This window comes from Nocardia sp. NPDC004718 (assembly GCF_053601535.1).
In genome coordinates this window covers 112,815-128,924 of the sequence record NZ_JBSGCA010000011.1, presented here as the reverse complement: position 1 = coordinate 128,924, position 16,110 = coordinate 112,815, and the positions used below count along the sequence as shown (strand labels likewise).

The 16,110-nt window shown below is 68.4% G+C and carries 15 protein-coding genes; 4 read left to right on the top strand and 11 right to left on the bottom strand.

Annotated features, from left to right (window positions below; genetic code table 11):
* Both ACWEH3_RS11145 and ACWEH3_RS11140 read right to left on the bottom strand, forming a co-directional pair.
* Entirely contained in the window at nucleotides 1-1,101 is a 1,101-nt protein-coding gene (locus ACWEH3_RS11145; RefSeq protein WP_355078427.1) for an SPFH domain-containing protein, read from the bottom strand.
* Between the two features lie 19 nt (nucleotides 1,102-1,120).
* Nucleotides 1,121-1,354, bottom strand: coding sequence for a hypothetical protein (locus ACWEH3_RS11140; RefSeq protein ID WP_450020110.1), 234 nt, complete (start codon nucleotides 1,352-1,354; stop codon nucleotides 1,121-1,123).
* 108 nt (nucleotides 1,355-1,462) lie between these two features.
* On the opposite strand from ACWEH3_RS11140, the gene ACWEH3_RS11135 reads away from it, so the two are divergent.
* Entirely contained in the window at nucleotides 1,463-4,510 is a 3,048-nt protein-coding gene (locus ACWEH3_RS11135; RefSeq protein ID WP_450020108.1) for a tetratricopeptide repeat protein, read from the top strand.
* Nucleotides 4,511-4,521: 11 nt separating this feature from the next.
* Here the strand turns inward: ACWEH3_RS11135 and ACWEH3_RS11130 are convergent, their stop codons facing one another.
* From ACWEH3_RS11130 to ACWEH3_RS11110, 5 genes are all read right to left on the bottom strand, one after another.
* Complete coding sequence (locus tag ACWEH3_RS11130) at nucleotides 4,522-5,151, bottom strand: TetR/AcrR family transcriptional regulator (protein ID WP_450020106.1); 630 nt, start codon at nucleotides 5,149-5,151, stop codon at nucleotides 4,522-4,524.
* A 138-nt stretch (nucleotides 5,152-5,289) separates the two neighbouring features.
* Entirely contained in the window at nucleotides 5,290-6,615 is a 1,326-nt protein-coding gene (locus tag ACWEH3_RS11125; RefSeq protein ID WP_450020104.1) for a pyridoxal-phosphate dependent enzyme, read from the bottom strand.
* On the bottom strand, nucleotides 6,615-8,129 hold the full coding sequence (locus ACWEH3_RS11120; protein ID WP_450020102.1) for an alanine racemase: 1,515 nt from the start codon (nucleotides 8,127-8,129) through the stop codon (nucleotides 6,615-6,617). The genes ACWEH3_RS11125 and ACWEH3_RS11120 overlap by 1 nt, the downstream gene beginning before the upstream one ends.
* Complete coding sequence (locus ACWEH3_RS11115; RefSeq protein ID WP_450020100.1) at nucleotides 8,126-9,412, bottom strand: heavy-metal-associated domain-containing protein; 1,287 nt, start codon at nucleotides 9,410-9,412, stop codon at nucleotides 8,126-8,128. Before ACWEH3_RS11115 ends, ACWEH3_RS11120 begins: the two co-directional genes overlap by 4 nt.
* On the bottom strand, nucleotides 9,409-10,674 hold the full coding sequence (locus tag ACWEH3_RS11110; RefSeq protein ID WP_450020098.1) for an aminotransferase class V-fold PLP-dependent enzyme: 1,266 nt from the start codon (nucleotides 10,672-10,674) through the stop codon (nucleotides 9,409-9,411). The genes ACWEH3_RS11115 and ACWEH3_RS11110 overlap by 4 nt, the downstream gene beginning before the upstream one ends.
* 138 nt (nucleotides 10,675-10,812) lie before the next feature.
* Between ACWEH3_RS11110 and ACWEH3_RS11105 the strand changes: the two genes are divergently transcribed.
* Complete coding sequence (locus ACWEH3_RS11105) at nucleotides 10,813-11,244, top strand: pyridoxamine 5'-phosphate oxidase family protein (protein WP_450020096.1); 432 nt, start codon at nucleotides 10,813-10,815, stop codon at nucleotides 11,242-11,244.
* Here the strand turns inward: ACWEH3_RS11105 and ACWEH3_RS11100 are convergent.
* The 4 genes from ACWEH3_RS11100 to ACWEH3_RS11085 form a co-directional block, all read right to left on the bottom strand.
* Nucleotides 11,241-11,675: a CBS domain-containing protein gene (locus ACWEH3_RS11100; RefSeq protein WP_450020094.1), complete on the bottom strand. Its 435-nt coding sequence runs from the start codon at nucleotides 11,673-11,675 to the stop codon at nucleotides 11,241-11,243. The two genes, ACWEH3_RS11105 and ACWEH3_RS11100, sit on opposite strands and share 4 nt — an antisense overlap.
* A gap of 102 nt (nucleotides 11,676-11,777) precedes the next feature.
* Nucleotides 11,778-13,040: a PucR family transcriptional regulator gene (locus ACWEH3_RS11095; RefSeq protein WP_450020092.1), complete on the bottom strand. Its 1,263-nt coding sequence runs from the start codon at nucleotides 13,038-13,040 to the stop codon at nucleotides 11,778-11,780.
* A 228-nt stretch (nucleotides 13,041-13,268) separates the two neighbouring features.
* Entirely contained in the window at nucleotides 13,269-13,397 is a 129-nt protein-coding gene (locus tag ACWEH3_RS11090) for a hypothetical protein (protein ID WP_355078415.1), read from the bottom strand.
* 330 nt (nucleotides 13,398-13,727) lie between these two features.
* Entirely contained in the window at nucleotides 13,728-14,525 is a 798-nt protein-coding gene (locus tag ACWEH3_RS11085) for an SAM-dependent methyltransferase (protein WP_450020088.1), read from the bottom strand.
* Nucleotides 14,526-14,851: 326 nt separating this feature from the next.
* Here ACWEH3_RS11085 and ACWEH3_RS11080 point away from each other — a divergent pair, with 326 nt between their 5' ends.
* Together ACWEH3_RS11080 and ACWEH3_RS11075 are read left to right on the top strand one after the other, a co-directional pair.
* Complete coding sequence (locus tag ACWEH3_RS11080) at nucleotides 14,852-15,073, top strand: DUF397 domain-containing protein (RefSeq protein WP_039797917.1); 222 nt, start codon at nucleotides 14,852-14,854, stop codon at nucleotides 15,071-15,073.
* Nucleotides 15,074-15,163: 90 nt separating this feature from the next.
* A complete protein-coding gene (locus tag ACWEH3_RS11075) occupies nucleotides 15,164-16,051 on the top strand; it encodes a helix-turn-helix domain-containing protein (RefSeq protein ID WP_450020086.1) in 888 nt (295 codons plus the stop codon).
* The last annotated feature ends 59 nt before the right edge of the window (nucleotides 16,052-16,110 follow it).

The window sequence follows — 16,110 nt, the reverse complement described above, 5'->3', positions numbered from 1 at the left end:
TTAACGCGCCTTTTCGCCGTCGTCGGAGGAAAGCGCCTTTTGCAACGAATTGAAAACGGTCAGTCCCTGACCGACCATTCCGTTCACCAGTTCGCTCACTCCGTCCGGTCCGTTCAGCACGGTGAGATTCGCGTTCGCCAACCCGTTCGACGCCTGCCGCACGATTTCCGGAAGTTGTTCGATCAACAACTGATCCAGCGCGATGCGGTTGTTCGACGCGGCCGCCTCGGCCTGGATCCGGGTGCGGTCGGCTTCCGCCTCGGCCAGGATGCGCACCCGATCCGCTTCCGCCTGAGCGGGTTTGACGACCTCGGCCTGCAACTGCTGCTCGCGCAGCTCGGCCTCCTTGCGGGCCTGCTCGGCCTGCGCGGTGAGCACCTCCTGCAACGCCATCGCCTCGGCGAGCGGGCCCGCCTGCGCCGCCTCCGCGTTGGCCTTGTCGATGTCGCGCTGGTACTGCGCGCGCAGGATCGCCGTCTCGCGCTGATATTCCGCCTGCCTGCGCTGGGATTCCTGCTCGGCCTGCGCCGCCGCCTGCGCGGCCTGCGATTGCGCGATCTGCGCGTCGCGCTGGACGGCGGCATTGTGCGGGGCGGCGAGCGCGGCGATATAGCCGAGGTTGCCGTCATCGATGGACTGGATCTGGAAGGAATCGACCCACAGGCCGATATTGCTCATCTCGACTTTCGACGCGACGAGCACTTCGTCGGCCAGTTTCTGCCGCTCCCGGATGATCTCCTCGACCGTCATCGAGCCGACGATCGAACGCAGGTGCCCGGAGAAGATGCGACCGGTCAGCACCGACATCTCCCGCTCCTGCTCGGAGAGGAACCGCTGTGCGGCGTTCACGATGGAGGAGGTGTCGTTGGCCACCTTGAACGCGATCACCGCGCGGACGTCGAGCTGGATCGCCTGTTTGGTGACGCACCGCTCCTTGATCTCGGATTCGAACATCGCCAGCGACAGGTAGCGCACCTTGCGGAACAGCGGAATCACCCAGGCGCCGCGTCCGATGACTACTTTGAACGGCGTGTTGTCGCGGCTCTTGCCGCCGCTGACCAGCATCGCCTCGTCCGGGTCCGGCACATGGTAGCCCAGCACGTCTGTCTCCCTTACTTTCTCAGGTTTCTGCTGCCGGGTCCGGGGTGAGCGGAATCCACGGGACGACATCGACGACGCGCCCCGGATGGACCGCGATGACCAGCACGGTCGCACCGGCCGGGATCGGCTCGGTGGACTGTGCGATGTACAGCTCGGTTCCCCCGCGAATCGCGACCAGGACCTCGCTCAGCGTCCCGGCACCTCGGATCGGCGATGTGAGCGTACCTGTCAAACCCACCACCGGGTCGGTCATCGCGCGATCTCCTTCTTCCGGCTCTCGGACCGTCACCCTACGTCTGGCACAGCGCCTTTCGGTATCGGTGCGGCGGAACCGCCGAGGCGGCGCGAGTATGTTTCTTGCATGGGAGGTCGGCTGGCGCTGGTGGTGGGGTCGGAATGCGCGGCGCTGGGAGATCTGGGTTTCACCGAGGAACTCGCCAACGGCTTGTACGGGAGTCTGACCGAAGCGGGCGGGTGGCGGCCCGCCATCGAGCTGGACGGCCCGGTGCTGAATCCCACTGCCGCGCAACTGCTCGAGGCCGTCGACGCGGCCTTCACGGCGGCATCGCAGCGGCAGGCCACCCTGCTGCTCGGCTTCATCGGACACGGCGTGGCGACCAGCGCCGAGGACTTCTACCTGCTCGGCCACGATTCACCCGCTGATCCCACCTCGCACAACGCGTTTCACCTGACCCAGGAGATCCGCGAGCGGCTCGACCGCGCCGCGCTGGACGGGCTGGTGCTGCTCGTCGACGCCTGCGAGGCGGGGCAGGGTGTTCAAGGGGCCGCGCGCCGGTGGACCGATCTGCTGGCACAGTCGGGCGGCCGGATGGAACTGCTGGTCGCCTCGGGCGACGGGCCCGCGTACTCCGGATGCTTCACCCGCACCATGCTCGCCACCTTCGACCAGGGCCTGCCGCTGCGCGGGGAGAACCTGCTGCCCTCGGACCTGGTCGATCCGATCGCCGTGCAGTGCACCCATCAACAGCCGCAGCATCTGTCGTTCAGTTCCGGCGCGGTGTCCACGGCACAGGGCGTCGACCCGGGGCTGTGGCTGGTGCCGAACACCGCGCGCCACCGCGACGCGGTGAGCGGACGCTCCGCCGCCGGATTCGTCGACCAGCTCACCCGCCGTCTGCTGCTGACGCCCGATGTGCGCGAGCGTCTCGACGCGATCGTCGACGCGGGCAGCCACCGGTTGCGGGCGGTGCTGGGTCCGGCGGGCGTGGGCAAGTCCACGCTGTTGGCGATGCTGATCCGTCCCAGCCTGGTCGACGGGCTCGCCGTCACCCCCGACTACATCACCGCCGCGGTGTTCCTGACGGTGAACAGTTCGGTGGAGTCCGTGGCCGCGGAGCTGGCCGCGCAGCTCGACGCGCGTGTGCCCGGCTTCCGTGCGGCGGCGCGCGCGGCCAGGGCGCACCGGCCCAGGGACGAGTTCGACATCTTCGACATCCTGGTCCGCCGCCCGTTGGCGCGGCTGTCCACGGCGGGCCGCCGGGTCACCCTGGTGTTCGACGGACTGAACCAGCCGCAGGAGGGGACCAGGCGGTTGCTCGTGGCCGCGATCGCCGATCTGACCGGCCGCGAAGATCTTCGGCACGTGCGCGTGATCGTCGGCATCCGGCCCGGCACCGGCGTGGAGGACGATCCGGGGCTGGCGCACATGTATCGCATCGATATCGCCGAACCGGCGGCGGATGACATCGCCGCCGTGGTGGATTCCGCCCGCGGCACGGCGCCGCTGGGTCCGGTCGACTGGATCGGCTGGATCCAGCGACTGCTGGCGGAGACCCCCACGGACGCGAGCGGTTCGCGGGTGGTGGCGGGCGGCTGGCTGGTCGCGGGCATCCTGCTGGAGGTCGCTTCGGGATTGACCGACGGCGCGGTGGCCTCCGGGATCGGCCTCGACCGGGTCATCGCGCTGCGGGTCGAGACGGCGCTGCGCGGGCTCGATCCCGAAACCACCGGTGACACAGCGGCTCTGCTCGGTGTGCTGGTCGCGGCGGGTGTCGGGCCGGTGCTGCCGCTGGAGCTCTTGGATTCGGCGCTGTTGTCGCTCGGCGTCGACCTCAGCGCCGCCCGGGTCCGCGACATCGCCGTGAATCTCGGCACCCTGGTCACCCGCAGTCATCCCGGCACCGTTCGCGAGTCGCTCGGCGTGACCCACAGCGCGTTCCTGCCCGCGCTGGACGCGGAATGCCACCGCCTCGGCGTGCGCATCGCGGACGCCCACCGCGCCCTGGTCGCGGCGATCCAGGCCGACGGGGGCGACCGGGCCGCGGACTACGCGCGCGGCGCGGCCGTACGCCACTGCCTGGCCTACGGCGATGCCGACTTGGCCATCGACTTCCTGGAGAAACTGGAAACCGGCAGGTCGGCCGACGACCGCGACCTGTGGGCGGCGTGGACGCCCGACTTCGCCGAGTCACTGGGACCGGACCATACCGACACCTTCATCACGCGGGAACGGTGGGCATATCACCGCGCCGAGAGCGGCGACCTGGTCGGCGCCGTCGCCGATTTCGAACAGTTGCTCGCCGACCGGTTGCGGGTGTTCGGACCCGACGATCCGGCCACCTCGGACACCCGCGACAAGCTGGCGAGCTACCGCGCCCGCTGCGGCGACTACTCCGGCGCGGGCGAGGAGTTCGAGCATCTGCTCGCCGACCGGCTGCGCCTGCTCGGGCCCGACCATCCCGAAACCCTGCGCACCAGGAACAATCTGGCGTCCAATCGCGGGGACGTCGGCGATTTCGCCGGGGCGATCGACCGGTTCGAACAGCTGCGCGCCGACCGCGCCCGCGTGCTCGGCGCCGATCACCCGGACACCTTGCGCACCCGCAACAGCCTCGCGTACTGGCGGGCGGCAAGCGGCGATCTCGCAGGCGCACGGGCCGAATTCGAGCAGTTGGTAGCCGACTATCTGCGCGTCTTCGGCGCCGACCATCCCAATACGCTCGGCGCGCGCAACAATCTCGCGGCGTTCCGCGCGCGCAGCGGTGATCTGGCCGGGGCGGGCGCGGAGTTCAGCCGCCTGCTCGAGGATCGTCTGCGGGTGCTCGGACCCGACCACCCCGACACGCTGCTGACCCGCGGCAGACTGGCCGCCTACCGCGCCGACAGCGGCGATCTCGCGGGCGCGATCACCGACCTGGAGAAACTGCTCGGCGACCGGTTGCGCGTGCTCGGCCCGGATCATCCGGACACCTTCGACACCCGCAACGAACTCGCGGGCTGCCGCGCCCGGCACGGCGACCTGACCCGCGCCGTCGCGGAACTAGAGGTGTTGCTGGTCGCGGAGTTGCGCGCTCTGGGCCCCAATCACGGCGCCACCATCCGGACGCAGAACACGCTGGCGTACTGGCGGGGCCGGTCCGGGGACCTACCGGCCGGCCGCACCGGGTGAGGTGCGGGCGATCAGGGACGGTAGAGCGAGCGGTACACCGTGAGCATCGCGAGGCAGTGCTCGATGATCTGCTCGCGGGTGGCGCGCAGCGAGCCGTTCAGCCATGCCGAGAACATGCCCGCGTTCCCGCTGGCCATGGTCACCGCCGCCAGCCTGCGCTTGACCGGGTCGTCGATGTGGCCGAACAGATGGTCCTGCATGATCCGGGTGAAGACCGGCATCACCGCAAAGGTGGTCTGCCCGAGCCCGGTGCTGGAATACGGCTCGACCAGGAACAGCCGCGATTTGCGCGGGTCGGCGAGCACTTTGTCTACCAGGATCTCCGACAGCGCGCGATCGCGGGACGGGTCGTCGGTGGCGGCGAAGGCCGTCATGGGTTCGAGGAATTCCTCGGCGACCTGACGGTAGAGCACGTCGAGAAGCTCGTCGCGGCCGGCGAAGCTTTCGTAGAAGTAGCGGTCGGTGAGATTGGCCTTACGGCATACCGCCCGCATGGTGACCCCGCTCGCGCCCGACTCGCCGATCAGATCGAGCGCCGCTTCCAACAGCGCCGCCCGCCGCGTCTCCCTGCGCTCGGTGAGCGTCGTCCCACCCCAGATCCGTGGGCCCCCGTCGTCGTCTGCGTCCTGACCTGTCTGCACGGCCCAACGATAGTGCCTGGCGGCGCGCCCCGGCGCCGCGCGCACCCGCCCCGCCCTCTCCTGGCCACCGGTTACCGTGGTCCGGTCACCCCGTTGCCGACGGACTTGTCCGCCGGGCGGCGGTGAGCCCGCGGGCGATCAGCCTCGTTCCAGCGGCAACCCCGCATCGCGCCAGGCGACCACGCCACCGGCCAAGCTGGTGGCGTCGTAGCCGGCTCGCCTGGCCCGTGCGGCGAACCGCACCGACAGCTCACCGACGGGACAGACGAAGACGACGGGGCGCGATCGCGGGAAGGGTATGCCGTGCCCGAACATGTCATCGAGCTGGTCGTCGCGAATGTTCAACGCGCCGGGAACGTGCCCGATCCGATAGGCCATGGCGCCACGGCTGTCCACGATGGTCGGGCGCCCGGTCCGGTCCAGCTCGGCGAGCTGCTCGGGCGACAGGCGCGGCACCGCCGCCAGCTCCTCCGCGGTCGGCGCCGCTTCGCGTTCGGCGCGGCCGAACCGTTCCGGCCTGCGCTTCTTGATGTACGACAGGTACGGCTCGAGCCGATCGCAGACGATGAACACCGCCACGAGCGGATCGTCCGGATCGTTCGCCGACAGATCGAGCGCGCCGAGCGTCTCCAGCGCGGCCGCGTAACTCGCACCGCTGGTCGGCCCGGCCAGGACGCCGTAGCCGCTCGCCAGGCGCAGCGTCGCGTCCACGGCGTCGCCCGCCGCCACGGTCACGATCCGGTCGTAGAATTCCGGCTGGAACAGCCCGACGTCCCACATCTCGCTCTCCGAACGGATGCCGGGAATGAAGTCCGATCGCTCGGAAACCACTGCGACGGTGCGCAATTCGGGATTGTGCTTGCGCAGGTAGGTAGCGGTCCCCCTGGTGGAACCGGTGGTGCCGAGCCCGCCGATCAGATAATCGATCCTGGTGACGCCATCGGCGGCCAGGTCCTCGTGGATCTCCCGGCCGGTGCCCTGGTGGTGCGCCTCGATGTTCTTCTCGTTGGTGTACTGCGACAGATGCCGGTACGCAGCGGGCTGCTGGGCCATGGTCGCCTCGATCACCGAGTAGACGTCGTTCGGCGTCGTCGGGTCCGGGCACTCGGAGAGGCCGGGCAGTTCCACGATCTCGGTGCCGAACAGCTGCAGCAGATCACGGACCTCGCCCACTTTGATCCGGTTGGTCACCGCGCGCAGGTCGATCCCATACATCGCGCCGAGGACGCGCAGCGCTTTGGCCGTGTTCCCGCTGGACGCCTCGATGAGTGTCCGGCCTTCGGCGCGGATGCGCGCCAGGTCGTCGCGCAGCATGGCCCAGGCCACCCGGTCCTTCACCGAACCGAACGGGTTGTGCGACTCCAGTTTCGCGTAGAGCTCGACATTCGCCAGCCCGTGCACCGCGGGGTCGAGCCGCAGCAGCGGCGTGTTGCCGATGAGTTCGGTGATGTGGTCGTATCGCATCAGGGGGCCTCGACGGTTCGGACCGGACCGGTGGCAGGGGCAGTGGCGTGCGGCGCGATGTGACTCGGCCGGGACGACTCGACGGGGAAATCGGGCTCGTAGTCGGCGTCGTGCACGACCCGGAACCCGTCGGGCGTCCGGGTGACCGCGAGTTTCGCGGGCAGGGGATGCATGGAGGCCGTCGCGGCGGACAGGTCCATGTGATAGGCGGCGGTATTCGGGAACACCACCGAATCGCCCGGCCGGGGCCGCGCGGGCAGCCACACCTTGTGGTTGGTGATCAGATCGCGCTCCAGGCACAGCCGTCCGGCGAGGTAGACGCCGACCGGATCCGTGTCGCGGTCGCCCGCGGTCGCGTCATCGCCGGGCAGGAGGATCGGGTCGACCATGACCTCCTGGTCGGCGGGCGTCACCGAATCGCGGCTGAGGTCGACATGCACCAGCACGCTGCCGTCGGCGACCTCCTTGACGAACTCGACCGTGGCCACCGTGATACCCGCGTGATCTACCAGCGCCTTGCCCGGCTCCAGCCACATCTCCAGCAGATTGTCGCCCGCCACCTGCGCCACCGTGCGTCCGCCGTGCCGCTCCAGCGGAGCGTCGAGCAGATCGGCGAGCATGCGGTCGGCGGCGACGGTGTTGGCGTACTTGTGGAACACCGGTGTGCCGTGCACGGCCCCGCCCGCGACGTGGTAGCCGAAGGTGTTGCTGCCCCAGGTCATCGGATCCCCGCGGCCGAGCAGCGATTCGCGCAGCGCGAGCACGTAGGCGTCGAACCGCTCGGCGTCGGCGGTGAACACCTGCCGGAAGCCGCCGCCGATGTCGAGCACCGACGGGGTGAGCCCGTGATCGTAGGCGCGCTCGATCAGTCGCAGGCAGGTGTCGATCGCCCGGACGCGCTCACCGAGGTCGCCGGAGTCGAGGTGAAAGGCGAAGCCGAGGAAGGTGATCCGCCCGCGCCGCGCCGACAGCAGATCGAATGCCTGCTCGACATGCGTGAGCGGTATCCCGAACCGGCTCACCTGTCCCGCGTCGAAGCCGGAAATTCGCAGTAGCACAGGCACTTCCGTCTGCTTCCCGGCCAGTTCCGCGATGCGGCCCAGCTCCCAGAGGTTGTCCACGTTGATCGTGACCCCTCGGTCGACGAGTTCGCGCAGGAAGGCTTCCCCTTTCGGGCCGGTGACCTCGATGCGCGCCGGATCGAACCCGGCGGCGCGGGCGCTGGACAGTTCGTGCGGTGAGGCGACGTCGACGGCGATGCCCTCGCGTTCGGCGGTACGGACGAACGCGCGAGACTGGTTCACCTTGTGCGCGTAGCAGATCCGGTGCGCGGGAAGGCTCCGCTCCAACACGGAACGCAGGCGCAGGAGATTCTCCGAATACACCTGCGGGAACACCAGATGCGCGGGCGATCCGAATCTCGTCAGCGTTTGCGTCGCGAGGCCGGGAGCGTCGAGAAAAGCGCGGACGATCGGGTGGAGCTTCGCGGGCAGCGCCGGCGGCCACGGCGTCATACGGCGGCTTCCGACGGCTCGGTGGCCGACGCCTGCGGCGCGTCGTCCGGCCGCTGCGCGACCGGGTTGTAGCCGCCGTCCCGGATCGCCTCGAACGCGCGGGCCCGATTGCGCGGGCTGCGGAACTCGGCCACCACCCGTTTGCTGTCCAGGTCGATCTCGATCACGCGGATGTCCATCGACTCCAGCACTCCGCCGATCGTGCGGACGCAGTGCTTGCAGGTCATATCGGGCACGTAGAACACCTGGTCCTCGGCGGTCGCGACCCGGTCGGCGGTCGCCTCGTCGAGTTCGGCGCTCACCTCGGCGACCGCGCAGCGGCCCACGATCTCGGTGAACGTCGCGACGAATCGGTCGACCAGCAGCGGGAGGAGCCTGAAATGCCCGCTGTCGAGCTGGTGTGGCGTGGCGGCCGGGCAGGCCGGATGGCTGCCCTCGGGCAGCAGGGCGTATTGCCGGGAGATCAGGTCGAGGTCGTCGTGGTACTTGGCGATCGCCTCGGCCACCGTGAGGCCTTCGGTCGTGGTGGCGCGCTCCATCACGGCGTGCGCGTCGGCGATGGTGGCGTCCTTCATCGCGCGCAGGGTCGCCACCGTCGCCGCCGAATAGCGGACGGTGCCGTCGGGTTGCGCGACCAGCGTCACCGGGATCATGCCCCGCCGGTAGGTCGAGGCCTGCAATTCCCAGAACCATCGCGTGGCCACCGCGGCGAAGATCCCGGAAACGCGGAGCCCTTCGGCGAATTCGGCGGCTTCGCGGTAGGGGGTCGTGTCCGCCAGCAACGCGTGCTGGGCCAGCACGCGCCCCGCCGCCTCGATGCCGACCCGGAAGATGTCGCGCGGATCGTGGTCGGTTGTCGTGCCCGCCAATACGGCGTGTTCGCGGGGCCCGAGCGCCGCGACCCGCGCGGCGAAATCGGTGTCGGCGTCCAATCGGTGCCACAACGCCAGGACCGTCTCGCGCGTCGCGATCGGCACCGACGGACCGAGACCACCGGCACGGAAGTGCCCGGTATTCGGGATGCCCGCGCTATCGGTCCACGCGATCCGATGCGTCGCGCTCGTCACCTGGTCCGCGCGGCACGGCCGCATGAACCGCTCCAGATACAGCCGCTGCGAGTAGGTGAGATGGCTGTCCGGCTCGAGGCCCAATGCCGTACAGGCGTATTCGAATCGCCGATGTCGGGGAGCGGGTACCGGTTCGGTGAACAGCCCTGGCTGCGCCAAGTCGGCCAGCACCCTGGACGCGGCCCGCCGGTCGTAGCGGGGGATGTCGTTACTCACGTGACCTCCTCGGCGATGGTTCGCACGCACGCGACGAATCGGTCGATCTCGTCGGGCGTGTTGTAGATGTGCGTGCTGACCCGCACCGAGCCCGCGCCGTCGGATTCGGCGGGGACGCAGTGCGCACCGGTGCGCACCAGGAAACCGAACTCGCTCAGGACGAATCCCGCGTCGGCGGCCGAGATCCCCTCCAAGGTGAAGGAGACGATGCCGTAGCCGACCTCGCAGGTCGCGTGTGCCGGGCCGGGCAGGAACTCCAGGCCGGGAACCGGCCGCAGCCCGTCGATCAGCCGCAGGGTCAGGGCGCGATTGTGCGCGGCGACGGCGTCGAGACCGAACGATTCCAGCACCTCCAGCGCACTGCCGAGGGCGAGGATGCCCGGAATGTCGGGCGTCCCGCCTTCCAGCAGCGACGGCATCGGCCCCGGGCGCAGCCCGCCGGAATCCGGTTCGACGCCGGAGTTGCCCCCGGGCAGGAACGGCGTCAACCGGTCGTGCACGCGCCGGTGGCAGTAGAGGATCCCGGTGCCGGGCGCACCGAACATCTTGTGCGCGGCGAAGATCGCGAAATCCGCACCGAGTGCGGTGACGTCGACCGGAAGATGGCCGCCGCTCTGCGAGCAGTCGAAGCACAGCAGGATCGCCGGATCGATCCGGCCGCGCAGTTCCTCGAGAGTGCTCAGACCGCCGAAGACATGGTGCAGATGCCCGGTCGTGATCAGCCGGGTGCGCGGGGTGATCTTGGCCAGGATGTCGTCGGTGTCCGCCTCGCCGGCAGTGGTCACCCGGTAGGGAACGAGGTGGATGCGGCGTCCGAACCGGGCGAGCAGCCCGCGCAAGTGCTGCCACGGGTACACGTTCGACGCGTGATCGCTCGCGTTGTAAAGGATCGCGTCGCCGTCGGCGAGCGCCGTCAGACCCCACGACAGCGCGACGGCGTTGAGTGCGGCGGTGGCGCCCGCGGTGAAGACCACCTCGTCCGGATGCTCGGCGCCGATGAACGCGGCGGCGTGTTCGCGGACGCGGGCGATCCGAGCCGTGAGACCGGTGGCCCAGGGGTAGGTGCCGCGGCCGGCGTTGGCGGTGTTGTTGCTGTGGTAGCGCTGAATGGTCTCGATCACCGGCAGCGGCTTCTGCGTGGTGGCGGCGCTGTCCAGATAGACCTCGGAGGCGCCGGCGAGGGCCGGGAACAGCGACCGCACCGCGGCGGGCGCGAACGTCGGGATTTCCGGCGGCCGGGGAATGCCCTCCGTCCGCGTCACCGGCGATCTCGGGGTGGGGGACCGCAACGTGACGCTCCCTTCCCACCGGTAACTCGGACGTCACCCACGATACGCATTTTCGGTACGGACTTCGAAGTTTTGTCGTGGACAAAGGCTTTCACGACTAGCCTGGAACGTATGCCTCTGACCCTGCAAGAGCGTCAAGAGTTCCTAGCGCAGCCGCATATCGCGGCGTTCTCGGTGGCCGCGGGCGCCGGTCGTGGCCCGCTCACCGTCCCGATCTGGTACCAATACAGTCCCGGCGCCGAGGCCTGGATCCTGACCGGCCCGGAGTCGCAGAAGATGCGCTATATCCGGGAGACCGGCCGGTTCGGTCTGATGGTGCAGCAGGCCGAACCCACGGTCCGCTACGTGAGCGTGGAGGGACCGGTCACCCGGATCGCCCCGATGACCGACGAGATGCACCGTGAAATGGCCGCGCGGTACCTACCCGCCGAATCGGTGGACACCTACCTGAAGGCGGCCGAGGCCTACGGTGAGCAGGTCGCGGTCTTCCTGCGGCCGGAGCACTGGCTCTCGGCCGATCTGGGGAACCTGAGCGAGCTCTAATATCTGCCCTGCAGGTACTCCACGAGGTGTTCGCGTTCGTCCGCCAATTCCGAGATCGCGCTCTTGACCACATCGCCGATGCTCACGATGCCGACCAGCCTGCCCTCGTGCACCACCGGAAGATGCCGGATGCGGTGGTCGGTCATGGTGCGGCGCAGGCCGTCGACCCGGTCCTCGGGCGCGCAGGTGCGCACCGCGGAGGTCATGATCGCCGAGACCGGCGTGTCCAGCAGGTCCGCGCCCCACGCGTGCAGACTGCGTACCACGTCGCGCTCGGAGACGATGCCCGCGATCGTGTTGCCGTCGGGGGAGACGACAACAGCGCCGATGTTCCGCTCTGCCAGCGTGGCGAGCAGTGTGCGTACCGTCGTATCGGGCGCGACCGTGGCCACGTCGCTGCCCTTTCTGTGCAGGATCTCCGAAATTCGCATATTTCACCATCCAGACGTCGCGGCACTACCAGGATCGCAAGTTCACCGTCCGGTGACCAGCACGAATCCGTTACAGGCCACGATCAGGTCACGGCGCGGACGTCACAGGCGACGGGCGACGCTGCGGTCCAGATCCCGGGCCAGCAGGGCAATCGCCGCCTGTGAGATGCCCGCCGAGGTCGCCAGGTCGATCGAGGTGAGCTGGGCGATGCGGCGCAGTCTGTAGTCGACGGTGTTCGGGTGCACGAAGAGCTGGCGCGCGGTGAGCTGCCGGTTCATGTCGTTGCCCAGATAGGCGCGCATGGTGTCGAACAACTCGGGATGGGCGTCGAGCGGATCGAGGATGGTCGCGATCCGGCGCGTGGCCGGCCCGCTGCGGGTGAGCTGATATTCCACCGCCAGATCCGACATCTGGTAGAGACCGGGCGGCCGGACGCCGACGCGCACGAGATTGAGCAGCTCGTGTGCCTGATCGGCCGATTCGGGGATCTGATCGGTGTCGGTCGGCACCACGGTCGCGGTGAGCGGGACCTCGGCGGCGGCGGCGAGCACCTCGAGCGTGGCGGCCGTGAGGACGGTCTCGGCCTCGTCGCCCGACGGGATGAGCAGTGTGCCGCCTTTGGCGCTGAGCAGCGCGAGCGCGCGGGAGGCGAACACGGTGGCCAGCTCGGACTGTAGCCGCCGCAGTTTCCGGCGCGCGGCGACGTTCCCGTCGACGCGCGGATCGCGCTCGTCCGGGTGCTCCGGAATCGACAGGGCGACAACCTGATACGAATCCGCGATCGGAATACCCGTCTGGCGGGCCAGAGCCGAGCTGCCGCGGCCGCTGAGCAGCGCCGAGGCGAGCGTCTGCGCCGCCGTCTGATGCTCCTTGGCGACCAGGTGCTGTTCGTCGACGTAGGCATCGGACACCGCCGCGGTGATCGCCTCGAGCAGTTCGAGGAGCAGATCGGCGGCGACCAGCACCTCCTCGACGTCGTCGGCCTCGGCGGGCGCGGTGACCAGGCCGAAGGCGATGCGCAATCCTTCGTGATAGGCGCGCAGGATGGTGCTCAACGGCACGCCCTCGCGCGCCCAGCGGGCGGCGGCCGCGCGCACCGGGCCGAGTTGCTCCTCGTCCGGCACCGTGCGCCGGTCGAACATCTCGGCGGCGAGGTTCAGGCAGCTGCGGGTGAGTTTCGTGACGTCACCGCGGATCTGCTCGCCGGGCAGGGTGCGGCAGGGCGCCATGACGTTTTCGAAATATCCGACCATGTGCGAGGCCACGCTGTCGGTGTTCTGCAAAGGCACCGAAGCCGGCTGTCCACCGATTTCCAGCACCGGGTCGGACGAGTCGGCGGACAGATCCAACGCGGAGTAGGTCATGACGAGTTCGCTCCCCAATGCCACGTCGGGCGTGCGAGAAATCGCGCCCGAGTCGATCGATCACTATACGAAAGGGCTGTGTGGACCGGGAGTGATCTGTGAGATCGCTTGGGATCGCTCCGCATTCCGTAGTGACCCGATGACAGGTCCGCAGCACGCGGTCCGGATTACGGTGCTGGAGCGAGGCTTACGATGCGGCGAGGCATTCGCGCGCCGGGGGTGGCCCGTTTACTCGTCGTCCAGCCCGGCTGACAGATAAGCGGCCGCCGCCAGCCACTGCCTGCACTGCGGACCGTGGACCTCGTGGGCGTAGAGGATGTCGCGGGCCTGCCGGTAGGTGAGGCCGCGGGGCTCCACACTGCAATCCGTCGCGGCGAACTCGGGCGCAGGGTACCGGCGGAAGGACTCGGTGCCGGCGCCATCGATGACGGCAACCCGGGGGGAAGTTCGAAATGGCTCGATCATTCGAATACCCCTCGCGTCCGACGTGCGGCGGGGAGGCCATGTGCCGGTAGCGCAGACTCGAACTCCCTGCGTACCTCCCCGATTTCGAGTTCGAGTCTATTCCTCCGTCGCTTGCAAATGCAAGTACATCTGCACGATCGGTCGGAGAAAAAACCGGCGGCGGTCGCCGATGGTGGACCGGCGACCGCCGCTGTGCCGCTTGCGGTTTGGTGTTCAGGGGCCTTACGGCTTGCGCGCGACCGCGCCGTAGGCGGAGATCGGGCGGGACTCGCCCACCTCCGCGTCGCCCGAGCGCCACTGCGTGATGGACACGAAGCCGGGATCGACCAACTCCAGACCGTCGAAGACGGCCTTGATCTGAGCCTGCGGGCGGGGAACATAAGGAGCGCCACCGGTACCGGTGTAGTTCTCGCACAGAGTGACATACGCCTTGCTGTCGTCGGTGCCGTCCCACATCACCAGGTAGCTGCCCGACGGAACGGCGTCCAGCACGGTGTGCACGATGCGCAGCAGATCGTCGTAGGTCTTGGCGTGACCGAGCACGCCCATGAACATCACGCCGATGGGCTCGTTGAAGTTCAGGACGTTCTTGGCGTCGGCGATGATCCGCTCGGGATCGTGGTAATCGGCGTCGACGTAGGTGGTGACGCCCTCGGGCGTGGTGCTGGTGAGCAGTGCCCGCGCGTGGGTGAGCACCAGGGGGTCGTTGTCCACGTACACGATCCGGGACTCGGGCGCGACGCTCTGGGCGACCTCGTGGGTGTTCTGCATGGTGGGCAGGCCGGTCCCGATGTCGAGGAACTGGCGGATGCCCTGTTCCCCGGCGAGGTAGCGCACCGCGCGGATGAGGAACTGGCGCGACTGCACCGCCATGGTGGTGATGTCCGGATCCACCTCGATCCCGGCATCGCCTGCGATGCGGTCGATCTCGTAATAGTCCTTGCCGCCCATCCAGTAGTTCCAGATGCGCGCGGAGTGGGGGATGTCGGTTCGGATGAGGGGGCTGTGGTCTTCGGTCATGGGGTTGTACTCCTAGGCAGAAACGGGTCCGCGGCACTGCCGTGCGGGTGGGTGCGTGGGGTTGTCGCGAATGACTGGTACATCCGATGTGCACTGTGACAGTACAAGATTCGCGCGCGTCCAGAGGGGTGGATCGGTGAGCTGATCTCGGTGTTTCCTGGCCGAGGTGCTCGCGTTTCACATCTGTCGCCGGATGGCGCCGATCCGCGGGCGCACAGAGGGCGAACTTCGTGCTATCGTCCGGTGTCGGTGCAGATGCAAGAACGTTTGAACGTGCATATGCACGAACCGAATCGCCTGACTGCGGTAACGGAGGAGTGGGGAAGATGTCGGATACATCCACCAACGAGATCATCGGAACTTGGCGAAAGAGTTCCTTCAGTAATCCGAGCGGCAACTGCGTCGAGGTGGCCGAAACCGCCAACGGCCAGGTGGCGGTGCGTAACTCGCGGGACCCGGAAGGTGGGGTCTTGATCTATACGCGTCCGGAGATCGATGCGTTCGTCCGCGGCGCGAAGGCTGGGGAGTTCGACTATTTGACTAGCTGAGCGGTAACATTGGCGGTCGGTGCGGTGTGTCTCGCGACAGGTGGTTGTGACACACTGTGGGCAACCCCCGGAGTATCGGAGACGAACTCGATGATCGCTGAACCCGATGACGATGGTCATGTGCAATCCGTTGTCGCGGAACGTGGTCCGACCGTGCTACGCATCGCATTGGGCGGCCAGCTGCGCAAGCTTCGGGAGAAGAAGGGCATCACCCGTGAAGCGGCGGGTGATGCGATCCGGGGCTCGCATGCCAAGATCAGTCGTCTCGAGTTGGGCCGTACCGGCTTCAAGGAACGCGACATCCGCGACCTGCTGACCCTTTACGGCGTTCACGATGTCGAGGAGCGCGAGTCGTTCCTCGAGTTGGCCAGGCAGGCCAACGAGCCCGGCTGGTGGCATCGCTACAGCGACCTGCTGCCGCAGTGGTTCGGCACCTACCTCGGCCTGGAACAGGCCGCGAGCAAGATCCGCACCTACGAGGCGCATCTTGTTCCCGGACTGCTGCAAACGCCCGAATACGCCCGGGCGGTCGTATCGCTCGGGTACGAGGACGCCGACACGGATCGGCGGGTCGCGGTGCGTCAGCGCAGGCAGGAGATCCTCTTCCGCTCGGACCCGCCGGTGGTGTGGGCGGTGCTCGACGAGGCCGCGTTGGTACGGCCCGTCGGTGGCGCGCAGGTGCATCGAGAGCAGATGCTGCATCTGGTCCGGCTGGCGAAGTTGCCCAATGTGACGATCCAGGTGCTGCCGTTCACCGCGGGGGAGCACGCAGCGGCGGGCAGTTCCTTCAGCATCCTGCGTTTCGCCGAGGCCGAACTGCCGGACATCGTGTATCTCGAACAGTTGACCAGCGCGTTGTATCTCGAGCGGCGGCAAGACCTGGCGTTGTACCTGTCGGTGATGGACCGCCTCAGTGTGCAGGCCGAGCGCCCGGACAAGTCGATCGCGATCATGGAGAAGTATGCCGAAGGGCACTGAGGCCACGCGGTAGTCTCGGCGCCGCCGAAGACCCGATACGCCGAGCGGCCACCTCCCAA